The organism is Mesorhizobium sp. L-8-3 (genome assembly GCF_016756615.1).
GTDB lineage: Bacteria > Pseudomonadota > Alphaproteobacteria > Rhizobiales > Rhizobiaceae.
The window spans coordinates 6093263-6116350 of record NZ_AP023262.1 but is presented as its reverse complement, the minus strand read 5'-3'; the positions used below and the strand labels follow the sequence as shown (position 1 = coordinate 6116350).

At 64.8% G+C, this 23088-nt stretch carries 20 protein-coding genes; 5 read left to right on the top strand and 15 right to left on the bottom strand.

The window, feature by feature from the left end; genetic code table 11:
• Window positions 1–182: 182 nt before the first annotated feature.
• On the top strand, window positions 183–1157 hold the full coding sequence (locus tag JN302_RS28435) for an AraC family transcriptional regulator (protein ID WP_202307530.1): 975 nt from the start codon (window positions 183–185) through the stop codon (window positions 1155–1157).
• A gap of 333 nt (window positions 1158–1490) precedes the next feature.
• Here the strand turns inward: JN302_RS28435 and JN302_RS28430 are convergent, their stop codons facing one another.
• Together JN302_RS28430 and JN302_RS28425 are read right to left on the bottom strand one after the other, a co-directional pair.
• The gene (locus JN302_RS28430) at window positions 1491–2333 is read right to left on the bottom strand and encodes a uracil-DNA glycosylase (protein ID WP_202334475.1); all 843 of its coding nucleotides are present in this window, start codon (window positions 2331–2333) and stop codon (window positions 1491–1493) included.
• Window positions 2334–2384: 51 nt separating this feature from the next.
• On the bottom strand, window positions 2385–2963 hold the full coding sequence (locus JN302_RS28425; RefSeq protein WP_244845975.1) for a hypothetical protein: 579 nt from the start codon (window positions 2961–2963) through the stop codon (window positions 2385–2387).
• A 321-nt stretch (window positions 2964–3284) separates the two neighbouring features.
• Between JN302_RS28425 and JN302_RS28420 the strand changes: the two genes are divergently transcribed.
• Together JN302_RS28420 and JN302_RS28415 are read left to right on the top strand one after the other, a co-directional pair.
• Window positions 3285–4961 carry an electron transfer flavoprotein-ubiquinone oxidoreductase gene (locus JN302_RS28420; protein WP_202329939.1) on the top strand — a complete coding sequence of 559 codons (1677 nt, stop codon included), beginning with the start codon at window positions 3285–3287 and terminating at the stop codon, window positions 4959–4961.
• Window positions 4962–5203: 242 nt separating this feature from the next.
• Window positions 5204–5800 (top strand): DUF922 domain-containing protein, encoded by a 597-nt coding sequence (locus JN302_RS28415; RefSeq protein ID WP_202329938.1) that lies wholly within the window; start codon window positions 5204–5206, stop codon window positions 5798–5800.
• A gap of 150 nt (window positions 5801–5950) precedes the next feature.
• Here the strand turns inward: JN302_RS28415 and JN302_RS28410 are convergent, their stop codons facing one another.
• From JN302_RS28410 to JN302_RS28395, 4 genes are all read right to left on the bottom strand, one after another.
• A complete protein-coding gene (locus JN302_RS28410) occupies window positions 5951–7090 on the bottom strand; it encodes an endonuclease/exonuclease/phosphatase family protein (RefSeq protein ID WP_202329937.1) in 1140 nt (379 codons plus the stop codon).
• A gap of 54 nt (window positions 7091–7144) precedes the next feature.
• Window positions 7145–8647: an AMP nucleosidase gene (locus JN302_RS28405; protein WP_202329936.1), complete on the bottom strand. Its 1503-nt coding sequence runs from the start codon at window positions 8645–8647 to the stop codon at window positions 7145–7147.
• Between the two features lie 85 nt (window positions 8648–8732).
• The gene (locus JN302_RS28400; RefSeq protein WP_244845973.1) at window positions 8733–8933 is read right to left on the bottom strand and encodes a hypothetical protein; all 201 of its coding nucleotides are present in this window, start codon (window positions 8931–8933) and stop codon (window positions 8733–8735) included.
• A gap of 6 nt (window positions 8934–8939) precedes the next feature.
• Window positions 8940–9110, bottom strand: coding sequence for a hypothetical protein (locus JN302_RS28395; protein WP_202307520.1), 171 nt, complete (start codon window positions 9108–9110; stop codon window positions 8940–8942).
• Window positions 9111–9285: 175 nt separating this feature from the next.
• Between JN302_RS28395 and JN302_RS28390 the strand changes: the two genes are divergently transcribed.
• The gene (locus JN302_RS28390) at window positions 9286–9990 is read left to right on the top strand and encodes a glutathione S-transferase N-terminal domain-containing protein (RefSeq protein WP_202329935.1); all 705 of its coding nucleotides are present in this window, start codon (window positions 9286–9288) and stop codon (window positions 9988–9990) included.
• Window positions 9991–10046: 56 nt separating this feature from the next.
• On the opposite strand, the gene JN302_RS28385 is transcribed toward JN302_RS28390, so the two are convergent.
• A complete protein-coding gene (locus JN302_RS28385) occupies window positions 10047–10391 on the bottom strand; it encodes a DUF2147 domain-containing protein (protein WP_202329934.1) in 345 nt (114 codons plus the stop codon).
• A 437-nt stretch (window positions 10392–10828) separates the two neighbouring features.
• On the opposite strand from JN302_RS28385, the gene JN302_RS28380 reads away from it, so the two are divergent.
• Entirely contained in the window at window positions 10829–11095 is a 267-nt protein-coding gene (locus tag JN302_RS28380; protein WP_202307517.1) for a sel1 repeat family protein, read from the top strand.
• Window positions 11096–11552: 457 nt separating this feature from the next.
• Here the strand turns inward: JN302_RS28380 and JN302_RS28375 are convergent, their stop codons facing one another.
• The 8 genes from JN302_RS28375 to JN302_RS28340 all read right to left on the bottom strand — a co-directional run bounded on the left by JN302_RS28375 (window position 11553) and on the right by JN302_RS28340 (window position 23061).
• On the bottom strand, window positions 11553–13511 hold the full coding sequence (locus JN302_RS28375; protein ID WP_202329933.1) for an acetyl-CoA carboxylase biotin carboxylase subunit: 1959 nt from the start codon (window positions 13509–13511) through the stop codon (window positions 11553–11555).
• Window positions 13511–14038 carry an O-acetyl-ADP-ribose deacetylase gene (locus JN302_RS28370; RefSeq protein ID WP_202307515.1) on the bottom strand — a complete coding sequence of 176 codons (528 nt, stop codon included), beginning with the start codon at window positions 14036–14038 and terminating at the stop codon, window positions 13511–13513. Before JN302_RS28370 ends, JN302_RS28375 begins: the two co-directional genes overlap by 1 nt.
• A 3-nt stretch (window positions 14039–14041) precedes the next feature.
• Window positions 14042–15649, bottom strand: coding sequence for a carboxyl transferase domain-containing protein (locus tag JN302_RS28365; RefSeq protein ID WP_202329932.1), 1608 nt, complete (start codon window positions 15647–15649; stop codon window positions 14042–14044).
• Between the two features lie 147 nt (window positions 15650–15796).
• Complete coding sequence (locus JN302_RS28360; protein WP_202307511.1) at window positions 15797–16960, bottom strand: isovaleryl-CoA dehydrogenase; 1164 nt, start codon at window positions 16958–16960, stop codon at window positions 15797–15799.
• On the bottom strand, window positions 16941–17570 hold the full coding sequence (locus JN302_RS28355; RefSeq protein ID WP_202307510.1) for a TetR/AcrR family transcriptional regulator: 630 nt from the start codon (window positions 17568–17570) through the stop codon (window positions 16941–16943). Before JN302_RS28355 ends, JN302_RS28360 begins: the two co-directional genes overlap by 20 nt.
• 90 nt (window positions 17571–17660) lie before the next feature.
• On the bottom strand, window positions 17661–21143 hold the full coding sequence (locus tag JN302_RS28350; protein ID WP_202329931.1) for a beta strand repeat-containing protein: 3483 nt from the start codon (window positions 21141–21143) through the stop codon (window positions 17661–17663).
• Window positions 21144–21458: 315 nt separating this feature from the next.
• Window positions 21459–22436, bottom strand: coding sequence for a Tim44 domain-containing protein (locus JN302_RS28345; RefSeq protein WP_202329930.1), 978 nt, complete (start codon window positions 22434–22436; stop codon window positions 21459–21461).
• Between the two features lie 175 nt (window positions 22437–22611).
• Window positions 22612–23061 carry a universal stress protein gene (locus JN302_RS28340; RefSeq protein ID WP_202329929.1) on the bottom strand — a complete coding sequence of 150 codons (450 nt, stop codon included), beginning with the start codon at window positions 23059–23061 and terminating at the stop codon, window positions 22612–22614.
• Window positions 23062–23088: the final 27 nt, after the last annotated feature.

The following is a 23088-nucleotide window of genomic DNA, read 5'->3' as shown; positions in this document are numbered from 1 at the left end:
CCGCTTTTCAGGACAAAACCGTACCAGGGGTCGATGCCGATGCACTCGGCCTCCACACCTCTTTGGACTGGTCAAGACCGCACACGTTGAATTCGTGGTATGATATTGACGATGGCGTTGCCCCGGAATGATCGATACGCCGTATTCCTTGCCCGATCCGCCTGAGACGGGGGGCTCCGTTCATGAATGCATTGCTGGACGTGCTGTGCACAATGCGCCTGAGCGGCGGCATATTCCTCGACTGTGATTTCACCGACCCCTGGTGTGTGACCGCCTCGGCGATCGGACCTGACGAGGTCGGCCTGCTGGGGATGTCGTTTCCCTCTCACGTGATTGCGTATCACTACATCACGCAGGGTTGCCTGCTCCTGCAGATAGCCGGACAGGAGCCGATAAAGATCACGGCCGGCGAGATCGTGGTTTTTCCGACCAATGGCGGCCACATGCTCGGCAGCGACCTGAGCCTCCCCCCGGTTAGCGCGAAGCAATTGGTCCTGCCTCCCACAAATGGGAAAGTGGCGCGCATCGACTACGGCGGCGGCGGCGCATTATGCCATATCATGTGCGGTTTTCTGGGCACCGACATGCCGAACGATCCGATCATCAAGCTATTGCCCAATGTGCTCAAACTCCCGGTAGAAGAAGGTGCTTCCAGCGACTGGATCGCAAGCTCGCTCCGGTTCGCCGCGAAGGAGACGGCAGCAGGGCGCGTCAACTCGCCGTCGATCCTGGCCCAGCTTGCGGAATGCTTGTTCATGGAGGCGGTTCACCGCTACGTGGAGACGCTGCCGCAGGTCCAGCGCGGATGGCTTGCCGGCCTGCGCGATCCGGCAATCGGCCGGGCGCTCGCGCGGCTTCACGCCAGCAGGGAGCATCGATGGACGGTCGAGGAACTCGCGCGGGAAATGGGGCTGTCCCGCTCTGCCTTTGCGGACAGGTTCACTCGCCTGATTGGCGAACCGCCGATGCGTTATCTGGCCAGGCAGCGCATCCAATTTGCGGCACAGCGGCTGCGGACGTCACATGAGTCCATCGTGAGGATTGCGCTCGAGTCTGGCTACCAGTCCGAGGCGGCATTCACGCGCGCGTTCAAGCGCGAGATCGGGATGCCGCCGGCTGTATGGCGCGGACGGTACCCCGAGGCACCTGGGATATGAATCACTGGGGCCGCATGAACCTTGCGGGCGCCAAAGGGTCGCCGATAGGGTGCGGGACGCCGGGAACTTGTCGAAGGACGGTGAAAAGGTCGAAAGCGCGTCCTTCCCGATCGCTTGTCCGAACGTCTCGATATGGCGCTGACCGCTCGTTCCGGTCAAAGAGACGTATGGCCGGAAACCAGCCCCGGGGCGCTCCGGTTCCGAGCGTCGGATTCTCGTCTGCTTGCCGTATCGATCAGGCGGCGTAGCGCCGGATGAAAGCAGGGAAGGATCTCCTCGTATCGGCTGCTGTTTCCGCAGCTCCGCGTTCAGTCCTGCTTCCGGCCGCTGCGATCATTGCCCGAGGCTGCGCAACCTCGCCTTCACCTCCAGGAAATCGCGCCAGGCGAGCTTCTTGTGGGCGGGGTTGCGCAGGAGATAGGCCGGATGCAGGGTCGGCATGGCGGGTATGGCGACGCCCGAAGCGGTGGTGTGGACACGCCAGTTGCCGCGCAGCCGCAGGATGTTCTCGGTCGTGTTCAGCAGCGTTCTGGAGGACGGGGCGCCGAGGTTGACCAGCACCTTCGGGCCTACGAGCTCGATCTGGCGCTCGATGAACGGCCGGCAGATCTCGGTCTCGTGCGGGGTCGGCGTCCGGTTGCCGGGCGGTCTCCAGGGAATGACGTTGGCGATGTAGGCCGTGCCTCGGTCGAGACCGATCGCGGCGAGCATGCGATCGAGCAACTGCCCCGACCTGCCGACGAAAGGAAGGCCCTCCAGATCCTCGTCCCGTCCCGGCGCTTCGCCGACGAACATCACCGCCGCCTCCGGGTTGCCGTCGGCAAAGACCAGGTTCTTTGCCGTGAACTTCAGGTTGCAGCCGTCGAAGCCGGCGAGGATCTCCTGCAGCTCCGCGAGCGTGGAGGCACTGCGGGCAAGCTCGCGAGCCTTGGCTGCCTGCGCCTCGTCGGGCACGGCTGCGGCCGGGCGGCGCAGATCGGCCTGCGCGGCGGGCGCCGCTTTGCCACCGGTTTCCCGCGTCCGCTCCTCCTGTTCCTGGCGCGCGGCTTTCCGGCGTGGCGCCTCCACGAAGCGGTTCACGGCGACCTCGTCCAGCGCTTCGTCGACGCCTGCATCGGCGAGGAAACGCAAGACCTCACGCAGGCTGGCCTGTATGTCGTCTATTCGCGGGGTCATCATGAGCCTCTATCCATTCCTGCGTCGCAGATCGGGCTGATGTTTTCAAGGTCAGGATGAGGGGATGCGCGGATCCTGCAGCAGATAAAACTGGCTGCGCGGCGTGAAGTCGGTGATCAGGAAGCTGAAGCCCGCCGTCGCTAGCGGATCCACCTTGCCGTCGCGGAAGCGCAACCTGTCGTAAGGCTCGAAGTCGCGGCTGAACTGAGCGAAGCTGTCGGATGATATGTTGTCGCTGTCGGAGCGGCGCTGGTCGAAGGAAAGGCCATCGCCGAACACGCTGGGCTGGAGATAGAGCTCCTGCAACTCGAATTCGAACTCCACCCAGGCTTGGCCGCTGTTGTTGACCACCACGACGCGCATATGCATGAAGCCGCTCGCGAAGGCGCCGGACTGGTCGAAGGGCCGGATCGGCGCCGCCGCGCGGATCACCATGATTGCCGGGCTGGAGGACGTGAATTCCTGCCTGACCACGAACGGGTCCTCCTTGCGCCCGCTTCCGCTGACGCCGAGGATACGAAGTCCGCCGAGCTCGTCCGAGAAGGAATAAGCGCCGGCGCGCCAGATGTGGGCTTTGCCCCTGATGTTCCCCGGGGCGGCCGGATATGCGGCGAGAAGGGGCAGGGCCATGGCGGCCCAGCACACAAAAGCTCGAAAACCACGAAACAGCCGCAACATCGCCTGCCTGCGCTTTCCGGCCGGACGCCGCCTGGCTGATGAAGCCGGGCGAAATCCGGCGCAAGAAGAGTAGGCTAGAATATTGGAGGCCTTTGGTCACGCGCCACGTCCTGCACCGCAGTGCATTGACGTTTACGTAAATGTTGGTTACCCGATATTGCTGTGCACAACAGCGCATCCACCTGATGAATTGTCGCATGGCCTATGCGGTTTCGCAGGATGCGTGTTTGGTTTATGCAGCATCGTGGTCGATCTGCAAGGGCGGAGGAATTGATGAGCGAAATCGAACGCGAGAGCATGGAGTTCGACGTCGTGATCGTTGGCGCGGGGCCTGCCGGTCTTGCAGCGGCGATCCGATTGAAGCAGGTCAATCCCGAGCTTTCCGTGGTCGTGCTGGAAAAGGGCTCTGAGGTCGGCGCTCATATTCTGTCGGGCGCGGTCGTCGATCCGGTCGGCATTGATCGGCTGCTGCCGGACTGGCGTGCGGAAAAGGACCATCCGTTCAAGACGCCGGTCACCGACGACCACTTCCTGGTGCTCGGCCCGGCCGGCTCGTTCCGCCTGCCCAATTTCCTGATGCCGCCGCTGATGAACAATCACGGCAACTACATCGTCTCGCTCGGCAATGTCTGCCGCTGGCTGGCCGGCCATGCCGAGGCGCTCGGCGTCGAGGTCTATCCGGGCTTCGCCGCCGCTGACCTGATCTATGACGAGAACGGCGCCGTCACGGGCGTCGTGACCGGCGACATGGGCGTCGAGCGCGACGGCTCGCACGGGCCGGCCTTCGCGCCGGGCATGGCGCTGATGGGCAAATATGTGCTCATAGGCGAAGGCGTGCGCGGTTCGCTCGCCAAGCAGTTGATTGCCCGCTTCAGGCTCGGCGAGGGGCGCGAGCCGCAGAAGTTCGGCATCGGGCTGAAGGAACTGTGGCAGGTGAAGCCGGAGAACCACCGGCCGGGGCTTGTCCAGCACTCGTTCGGCTGGCCGCTCGGCACGGGCACCGGCGGCGGCTCGTTCCTCTACCATCTGGAGGACAACCAGGTGGCGGTCGGCTTCGTCGTGCATCTGAACTACAAGAACCCCTATCTGTCGCCGTTCGAGGAGTTCCAGCGCTTCAAGACGCATCCGGCGATCCGCGGCACCTTCGAGGGCGCCAAGCGCATCTCCTATGGCGCGCGCGCCATCACGGAGGGCGGCTGGCAGTCGGTGCCGAAGCTCGCCTTCCCGGGCGGGGCGCTGATCGGCTGCTCGGCCGGCTTCGTCAACGTGCCGCGCATCAAGGGCTCGCACAATGCAGTGCTGTCGGGCATGCTGGCGGCCGAGCATGTGGCGGCGGCGATCGCCGAGGGGCGCGCGCATGACGAGCTTGCCGGCTACGAAGCGGCCTGGCGGGCGAGCGACATCGGCAAGGATCTGAAGAAGGTGCGCAACGTCAAGCCTCTGTGGTCGCGGCTGGGCCTGTTCGGCGTGGCTGTCGGGGGGCTCGACATGTGGCTCAACACGCTTTTCGGCTTCTCGCCGTTCGGCACGCTGAAGCACGGCAAGCCGGACTATGCCGCGCTGGAGCCGGCCGCGAACCACAAGAAGATCGACTATCCCAAGCCGGACGGCGTTCTGACCTTCGACCGGCTGTCGTCGGTGTTCCTCTCGAACACCAACCACGAGGAGAACCAGCCGATCCATCTCCAGGTCAAGGACCTGGAGCTGGAGAAGCGTTCCGAGCACGACGTCTTCGCCGGACCGTCGACACGCTACTGCCCGGCCGGGGTCTACGAATGGGTGGATGCCGACGGCAATGCCGCGGCCGACCGCATGGGCATCGACGTGCGCTTCGTGATCAACGCGCAGAACTGCGTGCACTGCAAGACCTGCGACATCAAGGACCCCAACCAGAACATCAACTGGGTGCCGCCGCAGGGCGGGGAAGGGCCCGTCTACCCCAATATGTGAGGCGTCCATTCCGCGGCCGCGAAAAACGCCTCTCATGTCGACGGCACTGGATGCCTGGCTCCGCGCGAACGGGCGTGGGCCACGCAGTCGGGCGCTCCAACGGTCGATCTCATCGACCGTTGATCACATCCCATCGGCGTAGAGCGGCGTAGAGCGGCCGCTTTGGCGGCGCGAAACTGTGTGCTATGTTGAAACGTCAGCCCCGATGTGTTGTGCTCGGCACGAGCGTGGAGGGCTTTGAGATGCACGTCTTCAGCATCGCCTGTGTGGCTGCCGCCTGCGTCCTCGCCGCCGGTCCGGCCCTTGCCGATGTCCGGGTCAGCGTCAAGACCACCAACTACGACATAACCGGAAAGACGGGCGATGCGCTTCTTCAGTCGATGGATCGAAGAGGACCGAGGCGCGGCCTGCTCACCCGCGCGATCGCCCAGACTGGCTACACCGTCAGCTGGGAGGTCGAATGGGATATGCGTGGCGACGTCTGCCGCGTCAAGAACGCCACGGCCCAGCTTGCGATCACCTACACTTTTCCCCGTGTGGTCAACGACCTTTCGCCCGACCTGAAGCGCCGCTGGGCCCGGTTCATGCAGGGTGTCCGCAAGCATGAGGAAAGGCACGGCACAATCGCCAGGCAGATGGTGAACGCCGCCGAGCAGGCGGTGTCGGGCCTTTCGATGCGGAACGATCCCCGCTGCCGGAAGAGCCAGGCCGAGGTGAAGCGCCGGGTCGAGGCGATCTATGCCGAGTACGAGGCGCGCCAGATCCGCTACGACATGATAGAACACCGCTCCGGCAGTACTGTTGACAAGCTGGTCATCGCGCTTGCGAGGAGGGATTGACGACCCCAGGGCATCGCTGCTCCTGAAATCTGGGGTTGCAAATCGACTCTTCCGCCGGGAGCCGGGCGGAGTGAATGCGTCCCCTCCGGAACGCTGCCGTGGGGCACAAGGCCGCCGCAGCCAGTGCGGGCGCCGCGCAATGCAAGCCCATCATCCAGGAAAAGACACGGTGCTACGCGATCCGGGGCGAAACCGGCGCGGAGGTCCTGACGGAGAAGGGAAAGCCCACGCAGCGTCCAAAGCCGTCGCGGTCCACGCCCGCGAAGCGCGGTCATCCTTGAGGACGGTGGTGGAGCGGGGCTCCTCCCGCGGCTTCGGGCCGACGAGCGTGAATTCGGCAAGGAGCGGAGCATGGTCGGAGCCGACATCGTCCAGGATGCGCACCGACCGGACGGCGATGTCGCCCTTGCTGAATACGTGGTCGATCGGCAGTCCGACCCATTGCCGCCATGAAATCGGCACCTTCCGGTAAAGCCAGGTCGGCGTCGACCCGCTGACATGCTGCAAGCCGCCGGCCTCGGCGATGCGGGCGACGGCATGGCTCCACGGCGTGGCGTTGAGATCGCCGGCGAGCAGCGTCGTGCCGTGAAGATCCGACAAGGCCGTTGCCAAACCGTCGATCTGCTTCGGCTGGCTGCTGGGCCAGGGCCAACTCAAGTGGAGCGCGGCGACCGTGACGTCCTGAGCGCCGAAGTCGATCCGTGCGGTTGCCATATCTCCCTCGTCGCTGCATGTGCCGGTCTCGCCCGCCGCAAAGGGGCGCCGCGACAGCAGCGCCACGGCGCCAACCTTGCTCTCGGCGTCGCATAGGACGCGGTGGGGATAGGCGGCCGCGATGCGATCGAGATGCCTGACCCACTGCTCCGACACTTCGTTGAGCGTGACGACGTCGGGCTGGCTGCGCCCGATGAGCGACAGAACCTTCTCCGGCGTGGTATTGTCGAAACGCAGATTGATGTGCAGGAGGCGGTAGACGGCGCGGCCGTCCGGTGCAGGATCGACCGCGGCATTGACCGTGCCCAGGCCGGGCAGCCCGGCCCCGTGGGAGAGTGCCGCGAAGGTCGCAGCGGCGAGCACGATCGACATCGCCGCTTCCTTCCGATAGCCGAGGAACAGGGCAGGCAGGGCGGCCACCGCTACCGCGACGGCCAGATGCGCCCTGAAATGCGCCATGGAATCAAAGGCCGGATGCCAGGCCCCGAAGAAGCCCGCCACCAAAGGAAGCGACAGCGCGAGCGGCAAGGCGAGGGCGGCCAGCCTGACAATTCCCGTGACGCGCGCTTTTTCCATGGCGGATCAGGTGCCCGACGATTGCGGCTCAATCAAGATGAGGCCCCCGCCGAGCTACTGGAACGCGGTCTCGGAGAAGCTTCGAAGCTTGCGCGAATGGAGCCTCTCCGGCGGCATTTCGGCAAGTTTCTCGACGGCCCGGATACCGATCGTCAGATGCTGCGCGACCTGCCGCTTGTAGAACTCGGTCGCCATGCCGGGCAGCTTCAATTCTCCGTGCAGCGGCTTGTCGGAAACACAGAGCAGCGTGCCGTAGGGCACCCGGAACCGGAAGCCATTGGCGGCAATCGTGGCCGATTCCATGTCGAGCGCGATGGCCCGCGATTGCGACAGGCGTTGAACCGGACCGCGTTGCTCGCGCAGTTCCCAGTTGCGGTTGTCGATGGTGGCGACCGTGCCGGTGCGCATGATGCGCTTGAGGTCATAGCCGGAAAGTCCGGTGACCTCGGCGACCGCCTCCTGAAGGGCGACCTGGACCTCGGCCAGCGGCGGGATCGGAACCCACACCGGCAGGTCGTCGTCGAGCACATGGTCCTCGCGCACATAGGCATGGGCGAGCACGTAGTCTCCGAGCGCCTGGCTGTTGCGCAGGCCGGCGCAGTGGCCGAGCATCAGCCAGGCATGAGGCCTGAGTACCGCGATATGGTCGGTAATGGTCTTGGCGTTGGACGGACCGACGCCGATATTGACCATGGTGATGCCGCCGTGGCCAGGCTTTGTCAGGTGGTAGGCCGGCATCTGCGGCAGGCGCGGTGGGCTTCCGCCGTCGCTCGGCGCCGTGTCGCCCGCCCGCGTGACGAGGTTGCCCGGCTCGATGAAGGCCGAATAGCCGCCGCCGCCTTGCGCCATCAGATCGCGGGCATGGGCGCAGAACTCGTCGACATAGAACTGGTAGTTGGTGAACAGGACGAAGTTCTGGAAGTGGCGGGGGCTCGTCGCCGTGTAGTGCGACAGCCGATGAAGCGAGTAGTCGATGCGCTGCGCCGTGAACGGGGCGAGCGGCAGCGGCTCGCCCGGGATCGGCTCGAAGGTGCCATTGGCAATGAGATCGTCCGTGCCGTTAAGGTCGGGCACGTCGAACATGTCCCGAAGCGGGCGCTTGATGTTGTCGGCTATGGAGCCGTCGACATAGGTGCCCTCGACGAAGGCGAAGTGGACGGGGATCGGGGTTTCCGACTCCGACACTGTTACCGGCACGCCGTGGTTGCGCATGATCACGCGCAACTGGTCGACGAGGTAGTTCTCGAAGAGATCCGGCCGGGTGATGGTGGTCGAGTAGTGGCCGGGGGAGGGCATGTGGCCATAGGCCAGGCGGCTGTCGACTTGCGCGAAGGACGAGGTCGACACGCTGATTTCCGGATAGAAGGCGCGGAAACGCCTGCTATTGTCGCGGCCCTCGCCGAGCTGCTTGAAAGAATCCCGCAGGAATGCGGTGTTGCGGTCATATAATATCTTCAGCGTCGCGACGGCCTGCCGCGCATCGGTGAAGCTCTGCCGGGCAAACGGCTCCGGCGTGGCGATCGATTCGATCGGTTGTGGGTAGATTCGCTTTTCCATGACCCATTATAGGGATTCGGATCGGCCTGCGGGAGGGGGGGCTCCCCGTGATTCGGGGACGCAGGGGCCGCTCTTGCCACTCTTCTCAGGCCCGTTGCAGGCTGACCAGCAGCACCAGGCCGGCGCCCATCTTCTTCTGCGACTGCGCCTCGATGGTGATGCGGTCGCCGGCGTTGACCTTCGGCACCATCAGGGCCGGAGCCGCGACGAGCGTCGCCAGGAGCGCTGCGCGGGCCAGAAGGCGGAGGATCCCGGTCAGGGTGTTCATCGTCGTTGCCTCGTTCATCTCGGTTCAGTTCCTCGCCGGCGGGGCGCAGACGAGCCCTTGTTCCATCACGCAAGGGACGATCATGCCGATCTCCCAGGACCGTGCCTTCCGGCTCGTCTCCGCCACCAGGATCGACAGCAGGATGCCGAACAGGGCCATCAGCAGGCAGACGATCGTGAAGCGGCGGGCGAGCATCGGACATCCCTTCGTTCAGTTTCGAAGCCAGAATGCATCCCCCGCGCTGAACCATTGCTGAGAGCGGCGTTCATCCGGCGTTCAAGAAACTTGACAGCAGGGTCAATATTCCCGGCTTGCGTTGCACCGGCGCGGAACTATCTGTTGTCGGCGACCAATTACCGGAGATGTGCCGATGACCACCCAGTCGAAGCCGATCGAGCTCTATTACTGGCCCACGCCGAACGGCTGGAAGATCACCATCATGCTCGAGGAACTGGCCGTTCCCTACGAGGTGAAATACGTCAACATCGGGCGCGGCGAACAGTTTGAGCCGTCTTTCCTGAAGATCGCGCCGAATAACCGCATGCCCGCCATCATCGATCCGGAAGGTCCCGGCGGCGAGCCGATCTCGATTTTCGAATCCGGCGCCATCCTGCAATATCTCGGGCGCAAGTTCGGCAGGTTCTACGGCACGGACGAACGCTCGCGCACCGAGATCGACCAGTGGCTGTTCTGGCAGATGGGCGGGCTCGGGCCGATGGCTGGCCAGGCGCATCATTTCCGGCAATATGCACCCGAGAAGATCCCTTATGCGATCGACCGCTACACCAACGAGGTGAACCGGCTCTACGGCGTCATGAACAGGCGGCTCGCGGACCGTCCCTATCTGGCCGGCGACTACTCGATCGCCGACATGGCTTCCTATGGCTGGGTACGGCCGTACAAGAACCAGGGCCAGGACCTGGAGGACTTTCCGAACCTGAAGCGCTGGTTCGAGGCCATCAGCGCTCGGCCGGCCGTGATCGAGGCGGTCGAGATCGGCCAGGAATATCGGCGCAATCTCGCCGACGACAAGGAGGCCCAGAAAGTGCTGTTCGGGCAGCGCGCCCGGGCCTGAGGCGCACGGACTGAGCCCTCACCCGACCTGTGCCGGCCGGGTGAGGGAGTGGGGCGCTAGAGCTTCGACCAGGTCTGGCCTTTGCAGATGAGGCCGCCGAGCACGCAGCCCTTCATGTTGAGCGACGCCCCCGACAAGGTCGCCTTGCCGGAATAGGTCTTGTCGTCGGCGGGGTCGGTGATCTCGCCGCTGTATTTGTTGCTGCCGTTGGCCTGCATCTTGCCGATGCGCTTGCCGGTGAACTTGCCCGATTTCAATGTGATGCAGAACGCGCCGCCGCAATTCGCGATCGCCGCGGTCTCGCCGCTTGCCGTCTTCCAGTTTCCCTCGATCGGGTCGGCATAGGCGGTGCCGGCCAGAAGCATGGTCGCCGCGACGGCCAGGCTCAGTTTCCGAAACATGACGTCCTCCCATTGGTTGCCTGCGGCGGGCCTTGCTCTTCGCCGCTTCCGTTTACGCAAACGTAAGCTAGTCCAGCCCGTGCCGAAGCGGAAGCGGTGCCGTGGGGGAAGATGCGCGATATTTCGCGGGAACCCCGCAGCCTGGAAAGTCGCGCTCCAACCATATCTTAATCGTCGTCAGCCTCTTTCGTGGTTAGCGAAGGCTTTCGCCGGGCGCATCGGATTTTTCTCGAATCTTTCGGAAAAGCGAGGAAAGCCGGGGCCCCTTATCCTTAATGAACTCTCTCGTTTACTTATTGTTTTAGCTTTGTTTTCCTCAAATTAAGCAAGCCATTTAACGGCGAATTCAAGCGTTCGGCGCATTCTCGGAAGCATCGAAAGGGCGGCTCGACGGCAACGCGGGACAGGCTCTCAGGAGACGAGACAGGGGACTGGAAATGGCACGTTTCGAAATGCTTGAAGCTGGATTTGGCGCCATGGGCTCGACGGCACAGGCCGACATCCTCTTGGAACTGGGCATGATGTATGCGACCGGGCGCGACTGCGCGACCGACCTCGTCGCCGCCCACAAGTGGTTCAACATCGCTGCGATCAAGGGTTCGGCCCGCGCAGCCGAGTTGCGGTCGGAACTGTCGGCGACGATGTCGAAGACCGAGATCGCCCGCGCTCTTCGCGAAGCGCGTGAATGGATGACGATGCACTGATCGGCGCCGGGCGACCGATCGGGAACTGAACGAGTTCAAACAGGGATGCCTTCCGGAAAAGAGCGCGGATAGCGCCGGACCGGATGGCCGAGGCGAGAAAGGGCGGGGGCCCAGTGAAAGGCCGCGACCGGCGAGAACAGGCCGGCGCGGCCTTTCCGCGTTCGAGGTTGCCTTCCGCGCCCGCCTGCCGCGTTCGGCAGCTATCACAACGGGGCCACACTGATCCCGGGCCGCGGAGTGGTCGCGGCGGCGCTCCAGACCGGCAAACCGACCCAGACGATGATCGGCCGATCATCTTCGACGAGAAGGGCGACAGCGCCAGCTACGACATCAACGTCTGGCGCGACGGCATATACGGCAAGGTGCGGGAATGGGCGCGCCCCCGGGTGACGTCCCAACAAAATGGCCGGGCCGTCTTCGCCCATTTTGTTGCCGGGCCGCCTGGCTCCGCCACATCTCAGCTTTGGTCCGCAATCTCGGCGAACCGCACCAGCACCGTGCCGTCGGTGACCTGGGCGCCTTCGGCGGCGATGGCCTCGACGATGCCGTCGTGAGGCGCGGCGATGGTGTGCTCCATCTTCATCGCCTCCAGTACCAGCAGGGGCTGGCCCTTCTTCACAGCCTCGCCGGCTTCGGCGCGCACGACCTTCACCAGGCCGGGCATCGGAGCGCGCAGGCTGTCGCCTCCGCCCGCGTCCTCCTCCGAGCGCGACAAAAGATCGGTCACGGAAAAGGTGTAGGCCTGGTGATCGTCGAATACGGTGACATGGCCCGGCCATGCGACCGCCCGCGTATCTTCTGGCGACAGGGAGAGCGACTGCTTGAGGCCGTCGACGGCGATGTCGAAGCGGCCGCTCGGCCGCGCCGCGACGGCCGCGCTCACCGTGTGGTCGGCGAAGCTCAGCTTCACCGTGCGCGCCACCTGATGGAAATGCGCATAGCCCGCGAGGCTCGACCAGGGATCGGGCGAGGCGGGCACGGCAGCCCCGGATGCGGCGAAGGCGGCAATTGCGATCGCCCGTTCGCTCGGCGCCTCGCGCTCCGTCAACCCGTCCTGCTTGCGCCCGATCAGGCCGGTGTCGACGTCGCCCGCGGCGAAGTCGCCGTCGCGGGCCAGCGCTGACAGGAAGGCGATGTTGGTGACCGAACCGGCGATCTCCGTCTCGGTCAGCGCTATGTCGAGCGCCTTCAACGCCGACGGCCGGTCGCGCCCGTGGACGACCAGCTTGGCGATCATCGGGTCGTAATAGGGCGAGATCGCATCGCCGCTTCTGACGCCGGTCTCGATGCGCATCGCGGCACTCGCGGGCGCGGCTTCCGGAAAGCGCAGGTGGTGCAGCGTCCCCGTCGCCGGCAGGAAACCGCGCGCGGGGTCCTCGGCATAGATGCGCGCCTCGAAGGCGTGGCCGTCCAGCTTGATCTCGCTTTGGCCTCGCGGCAGCTTCTCGCCCGCCGCAACGCGCAACTGCCATTCCACGAGGTCGATGCCGGTGACCATCTCGGTGACCGGATGCTCGACCTGCAGGCGCGTGTTCATCTCCATGAACCAGAAGCGGTCGGGCCTGAGCCCCTCGGAGGCGTCGACGATGAACTCGATCGTTCCCGCGCCGGAATATCTGATGGCCTTCGCCGCCTTCACTGCGGCCTCTGTCATGGCCTTGCGCAGTTCCGCCGTCATGCCGGGGGCAGGGGCCTCCTCGATCACCTTCTGGTGGCGCCGCTGCGCCGAGCAGTCGCGCTCGTAAAGATGCACGGCATTGCCGAAATTGTCGCCGAACACCTGCACCTCGATGTGACGCGGCTTGTCGACATATTTTTCCACCAGCACCCGGTCGTCGCCGAAGGCGGCCTTGGCCTCACGCTTGGCGCCTGCGAGCGCGTCGGCGAAATCGTCGGGGGTTTCAACCCGCCGCATGCCCTTGCCGCCGCCGCCCGCTCGCGCCTTGATCAGCACGGGATAGCCGATCTCCCTGGCCTTGCCGGCGAGCAGCACCAACCCCTGGTCATCGCCGTGATAGCCGGGCACGACGGGCACGCCGGCCTTCTCCATCAGCCGCTTCGCCGCGTCCTTGAGCCCCATGGCGCGGATCGACGCGGCAGAGGGGCCGATGAAGACCAGCCCCGCCGCCTCGACAGCCTCGACGAATTCAGGATTCTCCGACAGGAAGCCGTAGCCCGGATGGATGGCCTCGGCGCCGGTCGCCAGCGCCGCCGCGACGATCCTGTCGGTCCTCAGATAACTCTCGCCGACAGGCGAGGGGCCGATATGGACGGCCTCGTCGGCCTGGGCGACATGGAGAGAACGCGCATCGGCATCCGAATAGACCGCGACGGTCTTGATGCCGAGCAGCCTCGCGGTGCGGATTACGCGGACGGCGATCTCGCCGCGATTGGCGATCAGGATCTTCGAAAACATCAGCCCATCTCTTTCAGCGCCGCTATCTCGGCAGCATGGCGTTCTGTGGTTGCCGCGTCGAAGCCGACGAAGACGACACGTTCGGGTGTCGCGTTCTCTCCCAGGAAGGCCGCGACCGTGCGGACCGCGATCGTCGCTGCCTCGTCCTTGGGGTAGCCATAGACGCCGGTCGAGATCGCCGGGAAGGCGACCGAGGCGCAGCCATGATCGCGCGCGAGCTCGAGCGAACGGCGATAGCAGGAGGCGAGCTGCCCGGCCTCGCCCGCGCCGCCGCCATGCCAGACCGGTCCGACTGTGTGGATGACATGCCTGGCCGGCAGCCTGTAACCGGCGGTGATCTTGGCGTCGCCGGTCTTGCAGCCTCGGAGGGTGCGGCATTCAGTCAACAACTCGGGGCCAGCGGCGCGATGGATGGCGCCGTCGACGCCCCCACCGCCGAGCAGCGAACTGTTGGCGGCGTTGACGATGGCATCGACCTCGAGCTTGGTGATGTCGCCAGTCACGGCCTGCATGCGGTCCTTTGCCATGGCCTACATCCTGAACACGCCGAACTTCGTTTCGGGCACCGGCGCGTTGAGCGCGGCCGAGAGCGACAGGGCCAGCACCTCGCGGGTCCTGGCCGGGTCGATGATGCCGTCGTCCCAGAGCCGGGCGGAGGAATAGAGCGGGTGACCCTCGCGCTCGTATTTTTCGAGGATCGGCGCGCGGAACTCGGCCTCTTCTTCCCTGGACCAGTTCCCGCCCTTGCGCTCTATGCCCTCGCGCTTGACCATGGCGAGCACGGTGGCGGCCTGCTCGCCGCCCATCACCGAGATGCGGGCATTGGGCCACATCCAAAGAAAGCGGGGCGAATAGGCGCGGCCGCACATGCCGTAATTGCCGGCGCCGAAGGAGCCGCCGATGATCATCGTCACTTTCGGCACCTGGGCCGTCGCGACGGCCGTGACCAGCTTGGCGCCGTCCTTGGCGATGCCGCCAGCCTCATATTTGCGGCCGACCATGAAGCCGGTGATGTTCTGCAGGAAGACCAGCGGAATCCGGCGCTGGCAGCAGAGCTCGATGAAATGGGCGCCCTTCAGGGCGCTTTCGGAGAACAGCACGCCGTTGTTGGCGATGATGCCGACCGGCATGCCGTGAATATGGGCGAAACCGGTGACCAACGTGGTGCCGTAGTTCTGCTTGAACTCGTCAAGCTCCGAGCCGTCGACCACGCGCGCGATCACCTCGCGTACGTCGTAAGGCTGGCGCAGGTCGGCGGGGATCACGCCGTAGATCTCGTCTCCCGCATAGAGCGGCGCCTCGGGCGACCTGAGATCAAGGCCGATCGTCTTCTTGCGGTTGAGGTTCTTGACGATGCGCCGGGTGATGGCGAGCGCCTGCTCGTCGTCATATGCGTAGTGGTCGGCGACCCCGGATTCGCGGGTATGGAGGTCGGCGCCGCCGAGTTCCTCGGCCGTCACGTCCTCGCCGGTCGCCGCCTTCACCAGCGGCGGGCCGCCGAGGAAGATCGTCGCCTGCTTGCGCACCATGATGGTCTCGTCCGACATCGCCGGCACATAGGCGCCGCCCGCGGTGCACGACCCCATGACGCAGGCGATCTGCGGGATGCCGGCCGCGCTCATATTGGCCTGGTTGTAGAAGATGCGTCCGAAATGCTCGCGATCGGGAAACACTTCGTCCTGGTTGGGCAGGTTGGCGCCGCCGGAATCGACGAGATAGACGCAAGGCAGATTGTTCTGCAGCGCGATCTCCTGGGCGCGAAGATGCTTCTTCACCGTCAGAGGATAATAGGTGCCGCCCTTCACCGTGGCGTCATTGACCACCACCATGACCTCGCGCCCCTCGACCCTGCCGATGCCGGCGATCATCCCGGCCGCGGCGATATCGCCGCCATACATGTCCCAGGCGGCGAACTGGCCGATCTCGAGGAAGGGCGAGCCGGTGTCGAGCAACTGCGCCAGCCGCTGGCGCGGCAGGAGCTTGCCGCGCGCGACATGGCGGTCGCGCGCATCCTCGGGGCCGCCACGCTCGATCGTCGAGGCCTTGGCGCCGATGTCGGCGACCAGCGCCCGCATGCGGTCGGCATTGGCCTTGAAGGTGTCGGAAAGGGGGGAGAGCTGGGTGTGGAGGGTGGCCATATGAGTTCGTTCTCAGATCCCTTGGTGGCGCAACGGCCTTGTATGCTTGTCGGTTCGGAGCAGTGAAGCCAGCGGATCGCCGCCACCTCCGGTCGAACTATATCGCGAAAAGAACCGGCGCGCTGCCGGTCCGCTCGCGCCGCGACTTCAGATTGCTTCCGCCATGATCTCCCGGCCGATCAGCCAGCGCCGGATCTCGCTGGTGCCGGCGCCGATCTCGTAGAGCTTGGCGTCGCGGAGAAAGCGTCCGGTCGGATAGTCGTTGATGTAGCCGTTGCCGCCGAGCAGCTGGATCGCGTCGAGCGCCATGCGCGTCGCCTTTTCGGCGGCGTAGAGCACGCAGCCGGCCGAATCCTTGCGTGTGGTCTCGCCCCTGTCGCAGGCTGCCGCGACAGCATAGACATAGGCGCGGCAGGCATTCATCGTCGAATACATATCGGCGAGCTTGCCCTGCACGAGTTGGAATTCGCCGATCGGCTGGCCGAACTGCTTGCGCTCGTGCACATAGGGAACGACCGTGTCCATGCAGGCGGCCATGATGCCGACCGGGCCGGCCGCGAGCGTGACGCGCTCGTAGTCCAGGCCGGACATCAGCACCTCGACGCCGCGTCCCTCCTCGTGGAGGACATTCTCGAAGGGAACCTGGACATTGTCGAAAACCAGCTCTCCGGTGTTGGAGCCGCGCATGCCGAGCTTGTCGAGCTTCTGGGCCACCGAGAAGCCGCTCATCTGCTTTTCGACGATGAAGGCGGTGATGCCACGGGAGTTCCGCTCCGGGTCGGTCTTGGCGTAGACGACCATCGTGTCGGCATCAGGCCCATTGGTGATCCACATCTTGGTGCCGTTGAGCAGGAAATGGTCGTTGCGCTTCTCCGCTCTCAGCCGCATCGACACCACATCGGAGCCGGAGCCCGATTCCGACATGGCCAGAGCGCCGACATGGTCGCCCGTGCAGAGATCGGGCAGATAGCGGGCCTTCTGTTCCTGCGTGCCCCAGCGATTGATCTGGTTCACGCACAGATTGGAATGGGCGCCGTAGGACAGGCCGACGGAGGCGGAAGCGCGGCTGATCTCCTCGATCGCCACGACCTGTGCCAGATAGCCCATGCCGGAACCTCCATGTTCCGGATCGGCGGTGATGCCGAGCAGGCCGAGCTGGCCGAGTTCTTTCCACAGATGCGGCGGAAACTCGTTCGAGCCGTCGATGTCGGCAGCGAGCGGGGCGATCTTTTCCTGGGCGAAGCGTCGCACCATGTCGCGCAGCGCCTCGATGTCTTCGCCGAGCCCGAAGTTAAGCGAGTGCGTGTACATTTTTCTTCTCACTTGAAATGGCCGCGCCGGTGAGGCGCATCGTCATTGAAAGATAGGTTCCCGCGACCTCTTCGACAGACAGGCGCTCGTCCGGCCTGAACCACACGATGACGCCGGTGATCATCTGGATGATCGCCATGGCGGTCAGGCCGATGTCGTCGATGAGGAAGTCGCCGCTGCGGGCTCCCTCGCGCAGGATGGCGCGCAGCTCCTTCTCGTAGCTCGCGCGCAACCGCAGGATATGCGTGAGCCGCTCCGGCGACAGGCTGCGCAGTTCCAGATTGGAGACGTGGGTGGCGTGACGGCGCGTGACATGGAAGCGGATGTGATGGTCGACGAAGGCGGCGAGTTGCGCGACCGGGCCTTCTGCATCGGCACCGGCGGTGTTCCAGCCCGATATCAGCGCCTCCATGTGTTCCCGCATCAGCGTGAACAGCAGGTCTTCCTTGGTCGGGAAATAACGGTAGAGGGCAGCGGCCTGGACGCCGACCTCGGCGGCAAGCTGGCGCATCGAAACCGCCTCGTAGCCGTAGCGGGCAATCAGATTGACTGCAGCCTCGCGCAGCGCCGCTTCCGTCTTCTCTCCGTCCGAACCCGTGGTCCGCGCCATGGATCATCCTCCCGTTGCGCGCCTTAATAAAACAAACGTTCAATTAATTCAAGAGGGCTGCAGGTCGTTTGACCGCCGGTGCCCGGAAGCTCAGATGACCAGGAAATGGCCCGGTGCAAGCAGCAGATTGGCCGAGATGGTCGCGAAATGGGTCGAGCCGCCGGCTGCGCTGCCGTTGGAGTCGTAGAACAGCTTGCCAGTCTTGACGTCGAGGATGATGCGATCGTCGGCGTCGTGGGCAAGGCCGGTCTCGCTCGCCCAATATTTGGTCGGATCAAGCGCTCCCCGCGCCGTTCCCAGTCCTGCCATCACGGCATTGTCGAGCAGGATCCCGTCGTTGCTTGCATCGAAATCGAGGATCGTGTCGACATTGTTGGCGCCATTGAGAGCGGCTTCGAAGACGAAGCCGTCCCTTCCTGCTCCGCCGACAAGGACGTCCTTGCCGAGGCCGCCGCTCAGATAGTCGTCGCCCGCGCCGCCTTCGAGCCGGTTGGCGGCGTTGTTTCCCGTGATGACATTGGCGAGACCGTTGCCTTTGCCGATGGTTGCAGAGGTGCCGGTCAGTACCAGATTCTCCACATTGGCCGACAGCGTGTGGCTCACGAGGGAACGCACTGTGTCCTTGCCGCCCGACGCCGCCTCGACGACGGTGTCGCCGGCGCCGATGAAATAGGTGTCGTCGCCGCCAAGACCCTTGAGCTGGTTCGATCTGGTATTGCGACTGCCGTCGAGCAGGTTCGACAGGTTGTTGCCGATGCCGGCGATGGCCGCCGTTCCCGTGAGGACCAGGTTCTCGACATTGGCGGACAGCGTATGGCCGACGAAGGCGAAGACCGTGTCGTTGCCGCCGCCGGCGGCCTCGATCACGCTGTCGCCCGCACCGACGAAATAGGTGTCGTTGCCGCCGAGGCCCCGGAGCTGATTGGCCCTGGCGTTCTGGGAGCCATCGATCGTGTTGGCGAGATTGTTGCCGGTGGCGCTCGCTATTCCCGACCCGATGAGCGTGAGGCTCTCGACATTGGCCGACAATGTGTGGCTGACGAAGGAGCGCACGGTATCGTTGCCGCCATTGGCCGCCTCGACAACCGTGTCGCCTGTGCCGACGACGTAGATGTCGTTGCCGCCTAGCCCTTTCAGCGTGTTGGCCTTGGAACTCTGCGTCCCGTCGATCACATTGGCGAGGTTGTTGCCGATTCCGGTGAGGGCAAGAGAGCCGATCAGCAGGAGGTTCTCGACATTGGCCGACAGAACATGGCTGACCAGTGAACGCACGGTGTCGTTGCCTGCGGATGCGGCTTCGACGACCGTGTCGCCGACGCCGATGAAATAGGTGTCGTCGCCGGCGAGGCCCCGCAGCACATTGGCCCTGTTGTTCAAGGTGCCGTCGATGACATTGGCGAGGTTGTTCCCGGTGCCGTTGATCGCCGCGGAACCGAGCAGCGTGAGGTTCTCGACATTGGCCGACAAGGTGACACCGACCATGGACCCGACAGTATCGGTGCCGCCGCCGGCCGCTTCGACGACGGTGTCGCCGGCGCCGAGCACATAACTGTCATTGCCGCCGAGGCCCTTGAGCACATTGGCCCTCGCATTCTTCGAGCCGTCGATGGTGTTGGCGAGGTTGTTTCCTGTACCGCTGACGATGGCCGTGCCCACCAGGACCAGGTTCTCGACATTGGCTGCGAGCGTATGGTTGACGAAGGTGCGCACCGTATCCTTGCCGCCGCCCGCCGCCTCGACGACCGTGTCGCCTGCACCGATGATGTAGGTGTCGTCGCCCGCAAGCCCCCTGAGCACATTGGCCCTGGAATTCTGGGAGCCGTCGATCGTGTTGGCGAGATTGTTGCCGGTGCCGTTGATGATGCCGGTGCCGGTGAGAATCAGATTCTCGACATTTGTCGAAAGCGTATGGCCGACGAGCGAACGCACAGTGTCGTTGCCGGCGGACGCGTCCTCGACAACCGTGTCGCCTGCGCCGATGACGTAGGTGTCGTCGCCTGCGAGGCCTCTGAGGACATTGGCCTTGGCGTTCTGAGAGCCGTCGATCGTGTTGGCGAGATTGTTGCCGGCACCGTTGATGAAGCCGGATCCGAGCAGAACCAGATTCTCGACATTGGCCGAGAGCGCGTGCCCGACGAAGGAGCGCACGGTATCGTTGCCGCCGTTCGCCGCTTCGACCACCGTGTCGCCCGCGCCGATGAAATAGGTGTCGTCGCCGGCCAGCCCTCTCAGCACATTGGCCCTGACGTTCAGTGAGCCGTCGATCGTATTGGCGACGTTGTTGCCGGTGCCGTCGATAGCGGCCGATCCGAGCAGCGTCAGGTTCTCGACATTGGCCGGCAGGGTGAAGGTGACATAAGTGCCGACGGTGTCGTTACCGGCGCCGGCCGCCTCGACGACGGTGTCGCCGGCGCCGACCACATAGGCATCGTCGCCGGCGAAGCCGTAGAGCGCGTTGGCCTTGCTGTTCTGCGAACCGTCGAGCCTGTTGGCGAGTGCGTTGCCGGCGCCGTTGATGACAGCCGTGCCGACCAGGACGAGGTTTTCGACATTGGCCGACAGCGTATGGCCAACGAGCGCGCGCACCGTGTCGTTGCCGCCGTTCGCGGCCTCCACGACGGTATCGCCTGCGCCGATGAGATAGGTGTCGTCGCCACCGAGCCCGGTCAGCACGTTGGCCTTGACGTTGCGCGACCCGTCGATGGTGTTGGCGAGACTGTTGCCGGTGCCATTGACGAGGGCCGATCCGAGCAGAGCGAGGTTCTCGACATTGGCCGGCAGCGTGAAGGTGACATGGCTGCCGACGATGTCGTTGCCGCCGCCTGATGCCTCGACGACCGTGTCGCCCGCGCCGACGATATAGGTGTCGTTGCCGCCGAGGCCGGTCAACACATTCGCCTTCGTGTTCTGGTATCCGTCGATGATGTTGGCAAGGCCGTTGCCGGTGCCCTTGATCGCCGCCGTTCCAAGCAGCGTCAGGTTTTCGATTGCCGCATATCCGACGAGGCTTCGGTCGATGGTGGAACTGATCGTGTCGATGCCGCTGCTGTCGATAACGGTGTCGTTCTCCGCGCCCAGGACATAGAGGTCGTTGCCGGCGCCGCCTTCGAGACGGTCCGAGCCGCTCCCGCCCACCAGCGTGTCATTGCCCGCCCCGCCCAACAGGATGTCGTCGCCGATGCTGCCGAACAGCACATCGTTCCCCGCCGTTCCTTGAAGAGTGTCGCTCCCGTCGACGCCGGTGACCGTGATGGTTACGGTTGCCGTGTCTCCGCCCGATATCGTGTAGGTGAAAGTGTCGGTGGCCGTCAGATTGCTCGCGCCCGAACCGGGCTGGGCGAGATCGAATGCGCCATTGGGGGTGTATGTGAATGTTCCGTTGCTGTTGAGCGTGAGCAAGGCACCCGAAGGCAGCGCGAACGACGTGTTCACCCTTGCAGTCTGGCCGTTGACCGCGATCACGCTGCCGGGATCGACGTCAGGACTGCCGCCTGCGCCATTGGCGTTGAAGACATTGCCGTTGAGCACGGCGTTTTCGAGCATGCTCAGCACGTCGTCGATCGCCGTCGGCATGAAACGCACCTCTCCGTCTTGTCCTGCCCGCCCATCGCAACCACGCAAATCCGCCTGGACGACCGAGCGCCGGGTCCAGGAGAGAGACCGTCACGATGCGCATGATTTCAATTTGCGATTGTCGCAAACGGGTGAGAGCGGAACAACGAATCCGAAAGACCGATGGGGGGCAGGGTCGGGCTACGCCCGGAAGCGAGGCGTCATCCGTCGATGTTGGTACGGATTTCGCGTGGACGTGCATCGATGGCCTGGCGCAAACGAAGGCCGCCCCGAACGGATCGGAGCGGCCGCCAGATGCGTTTGAAATGGGCGACGTCAGGCCTGCTGGATTGCCGACAGTTTCCAGTCGGCGCCGTTCTGCCTGACAAATGTCCACAGTTCCGTCGTTTCGGTCGCCTGGTCGGCGTCGCCATCCACGACCTTGCCGGTGGCGCGGTCGAGCGTGACGTCCCGCGATTCGTAGTGCATTGCGGCCGTGGCATATTCAGCGCTGCCTTCGCGCCAGGCTTCGGCAATGTCGGCCTGGAGCAGCGCGACATCCGAGACGTCGTTTCGCACGCCGTTCTTGGCGTTGTCGGCGAGTTCTTCCGACAGAAAGGAGACCATCTCGGGCGTCGCGAACCGGCGGAGCGCGGCGTGGTCCTCCCGGCCGAAGGCGCCCTGAACCTCGGACAGAAGGCGTTCGAATGTGTCGAGGTCGTCCTGGGTCAGCCCGATCTCGTCAGCCGAGCGCGACGGGGAGGCGCCGTTCGAACGGCCGCCGCCGATGCGGCCGAAGGATGGGGCGGCAGGGGGTTGTTGCGGCGCCGCTTCGCGGTGGGCGAAATTACCCATGCCGCGGCCGGCCATGGCGGGCGCCGGCGCCTGCTGCGAGCGGAACAGACGCAAGAGCAACATGACGGCCCCACCGATCAAAAGCACCTGAAGCAGGAAGCCGAACATGCCGGCCAGTCCGCCGAATCCATGGCCGAGCAGCAGCCCGATCAGCCCGCCGAGCGCCAGGCCGCGCAGCAACGACCCGCCGATGCCGTTGAATAAACCCGGGCGTTGCGCGCTGGGCTGGACCTGCCGGGGCGCGTTCTGCTGGCCGGTGTTCGGCGTCATCGAACGTTCCATCGGCGCGGTCTCCTGCGGCGCGGTACGGGTCGGCGGTGCCGACTGGAAAGTGCGCGTACCGCGGCTGCCGAAGCTGCCGCCGCGCCGCGCGTCGGCATGATCGGTTGCGACCATCGAAAAAGCGAGGAACAGACCGGCGAACAAGGCCGCAAATCGGGTCGTCCTGGAATTCAGCATCGGCGGGCAGGTCCTCGTGGGGTTCGTTGTCGGCCCTCATATAGGAGCGGCAGCCCGGCTTTTCAGCGATTGATCCGAAGTTCGCAAGCGAATTTCGAATAAGGCCTTGGCTGCCGTGCCGAGGCCCCTGAAGAGGCCAGCCAGGTGAGGCGTGGACGAAGCCGCGCAAGCCAACCTAGCGGACGACGAGAACCGGAACGGTGCTATGGGTCAGCACTTCCAGTGTCTGGCTGCCGAGCAGCAGCCTGCCGAGGCCTCGCCGGCCATGCGATGCCATGACGATCAGGCCGGCGCCGATCCTGGGTGCGGCTTCCACGATGGCGTCAGCGGCGAACCTGCCGGGAATATGGAGCGTTGCCGCCTCTACACCCGCCTTGTCGGCATCGGCCTTCGCCGCCGCCAATATCCGGTCGGCGAACTCCTTGCGGCCCGCTTCGTACTGGTCGATGTCGATCGGTACGGGAATGTGGCCGGTGAGCGTTGCGGTCCCGTCGATCGGCACGGGGTCGGTGACGGTCACGATCGTGACCTTGGCGCCGATCCGCTTGGCCAGCGCCAGGCCATGCTTGAGGCCTTTCTGCGCGAGTTCGGAACCGTCCGTCGTGATGAGGATGCGTTCGTACACGGCCGTCTCCTTCGTGATGCGCAGGAC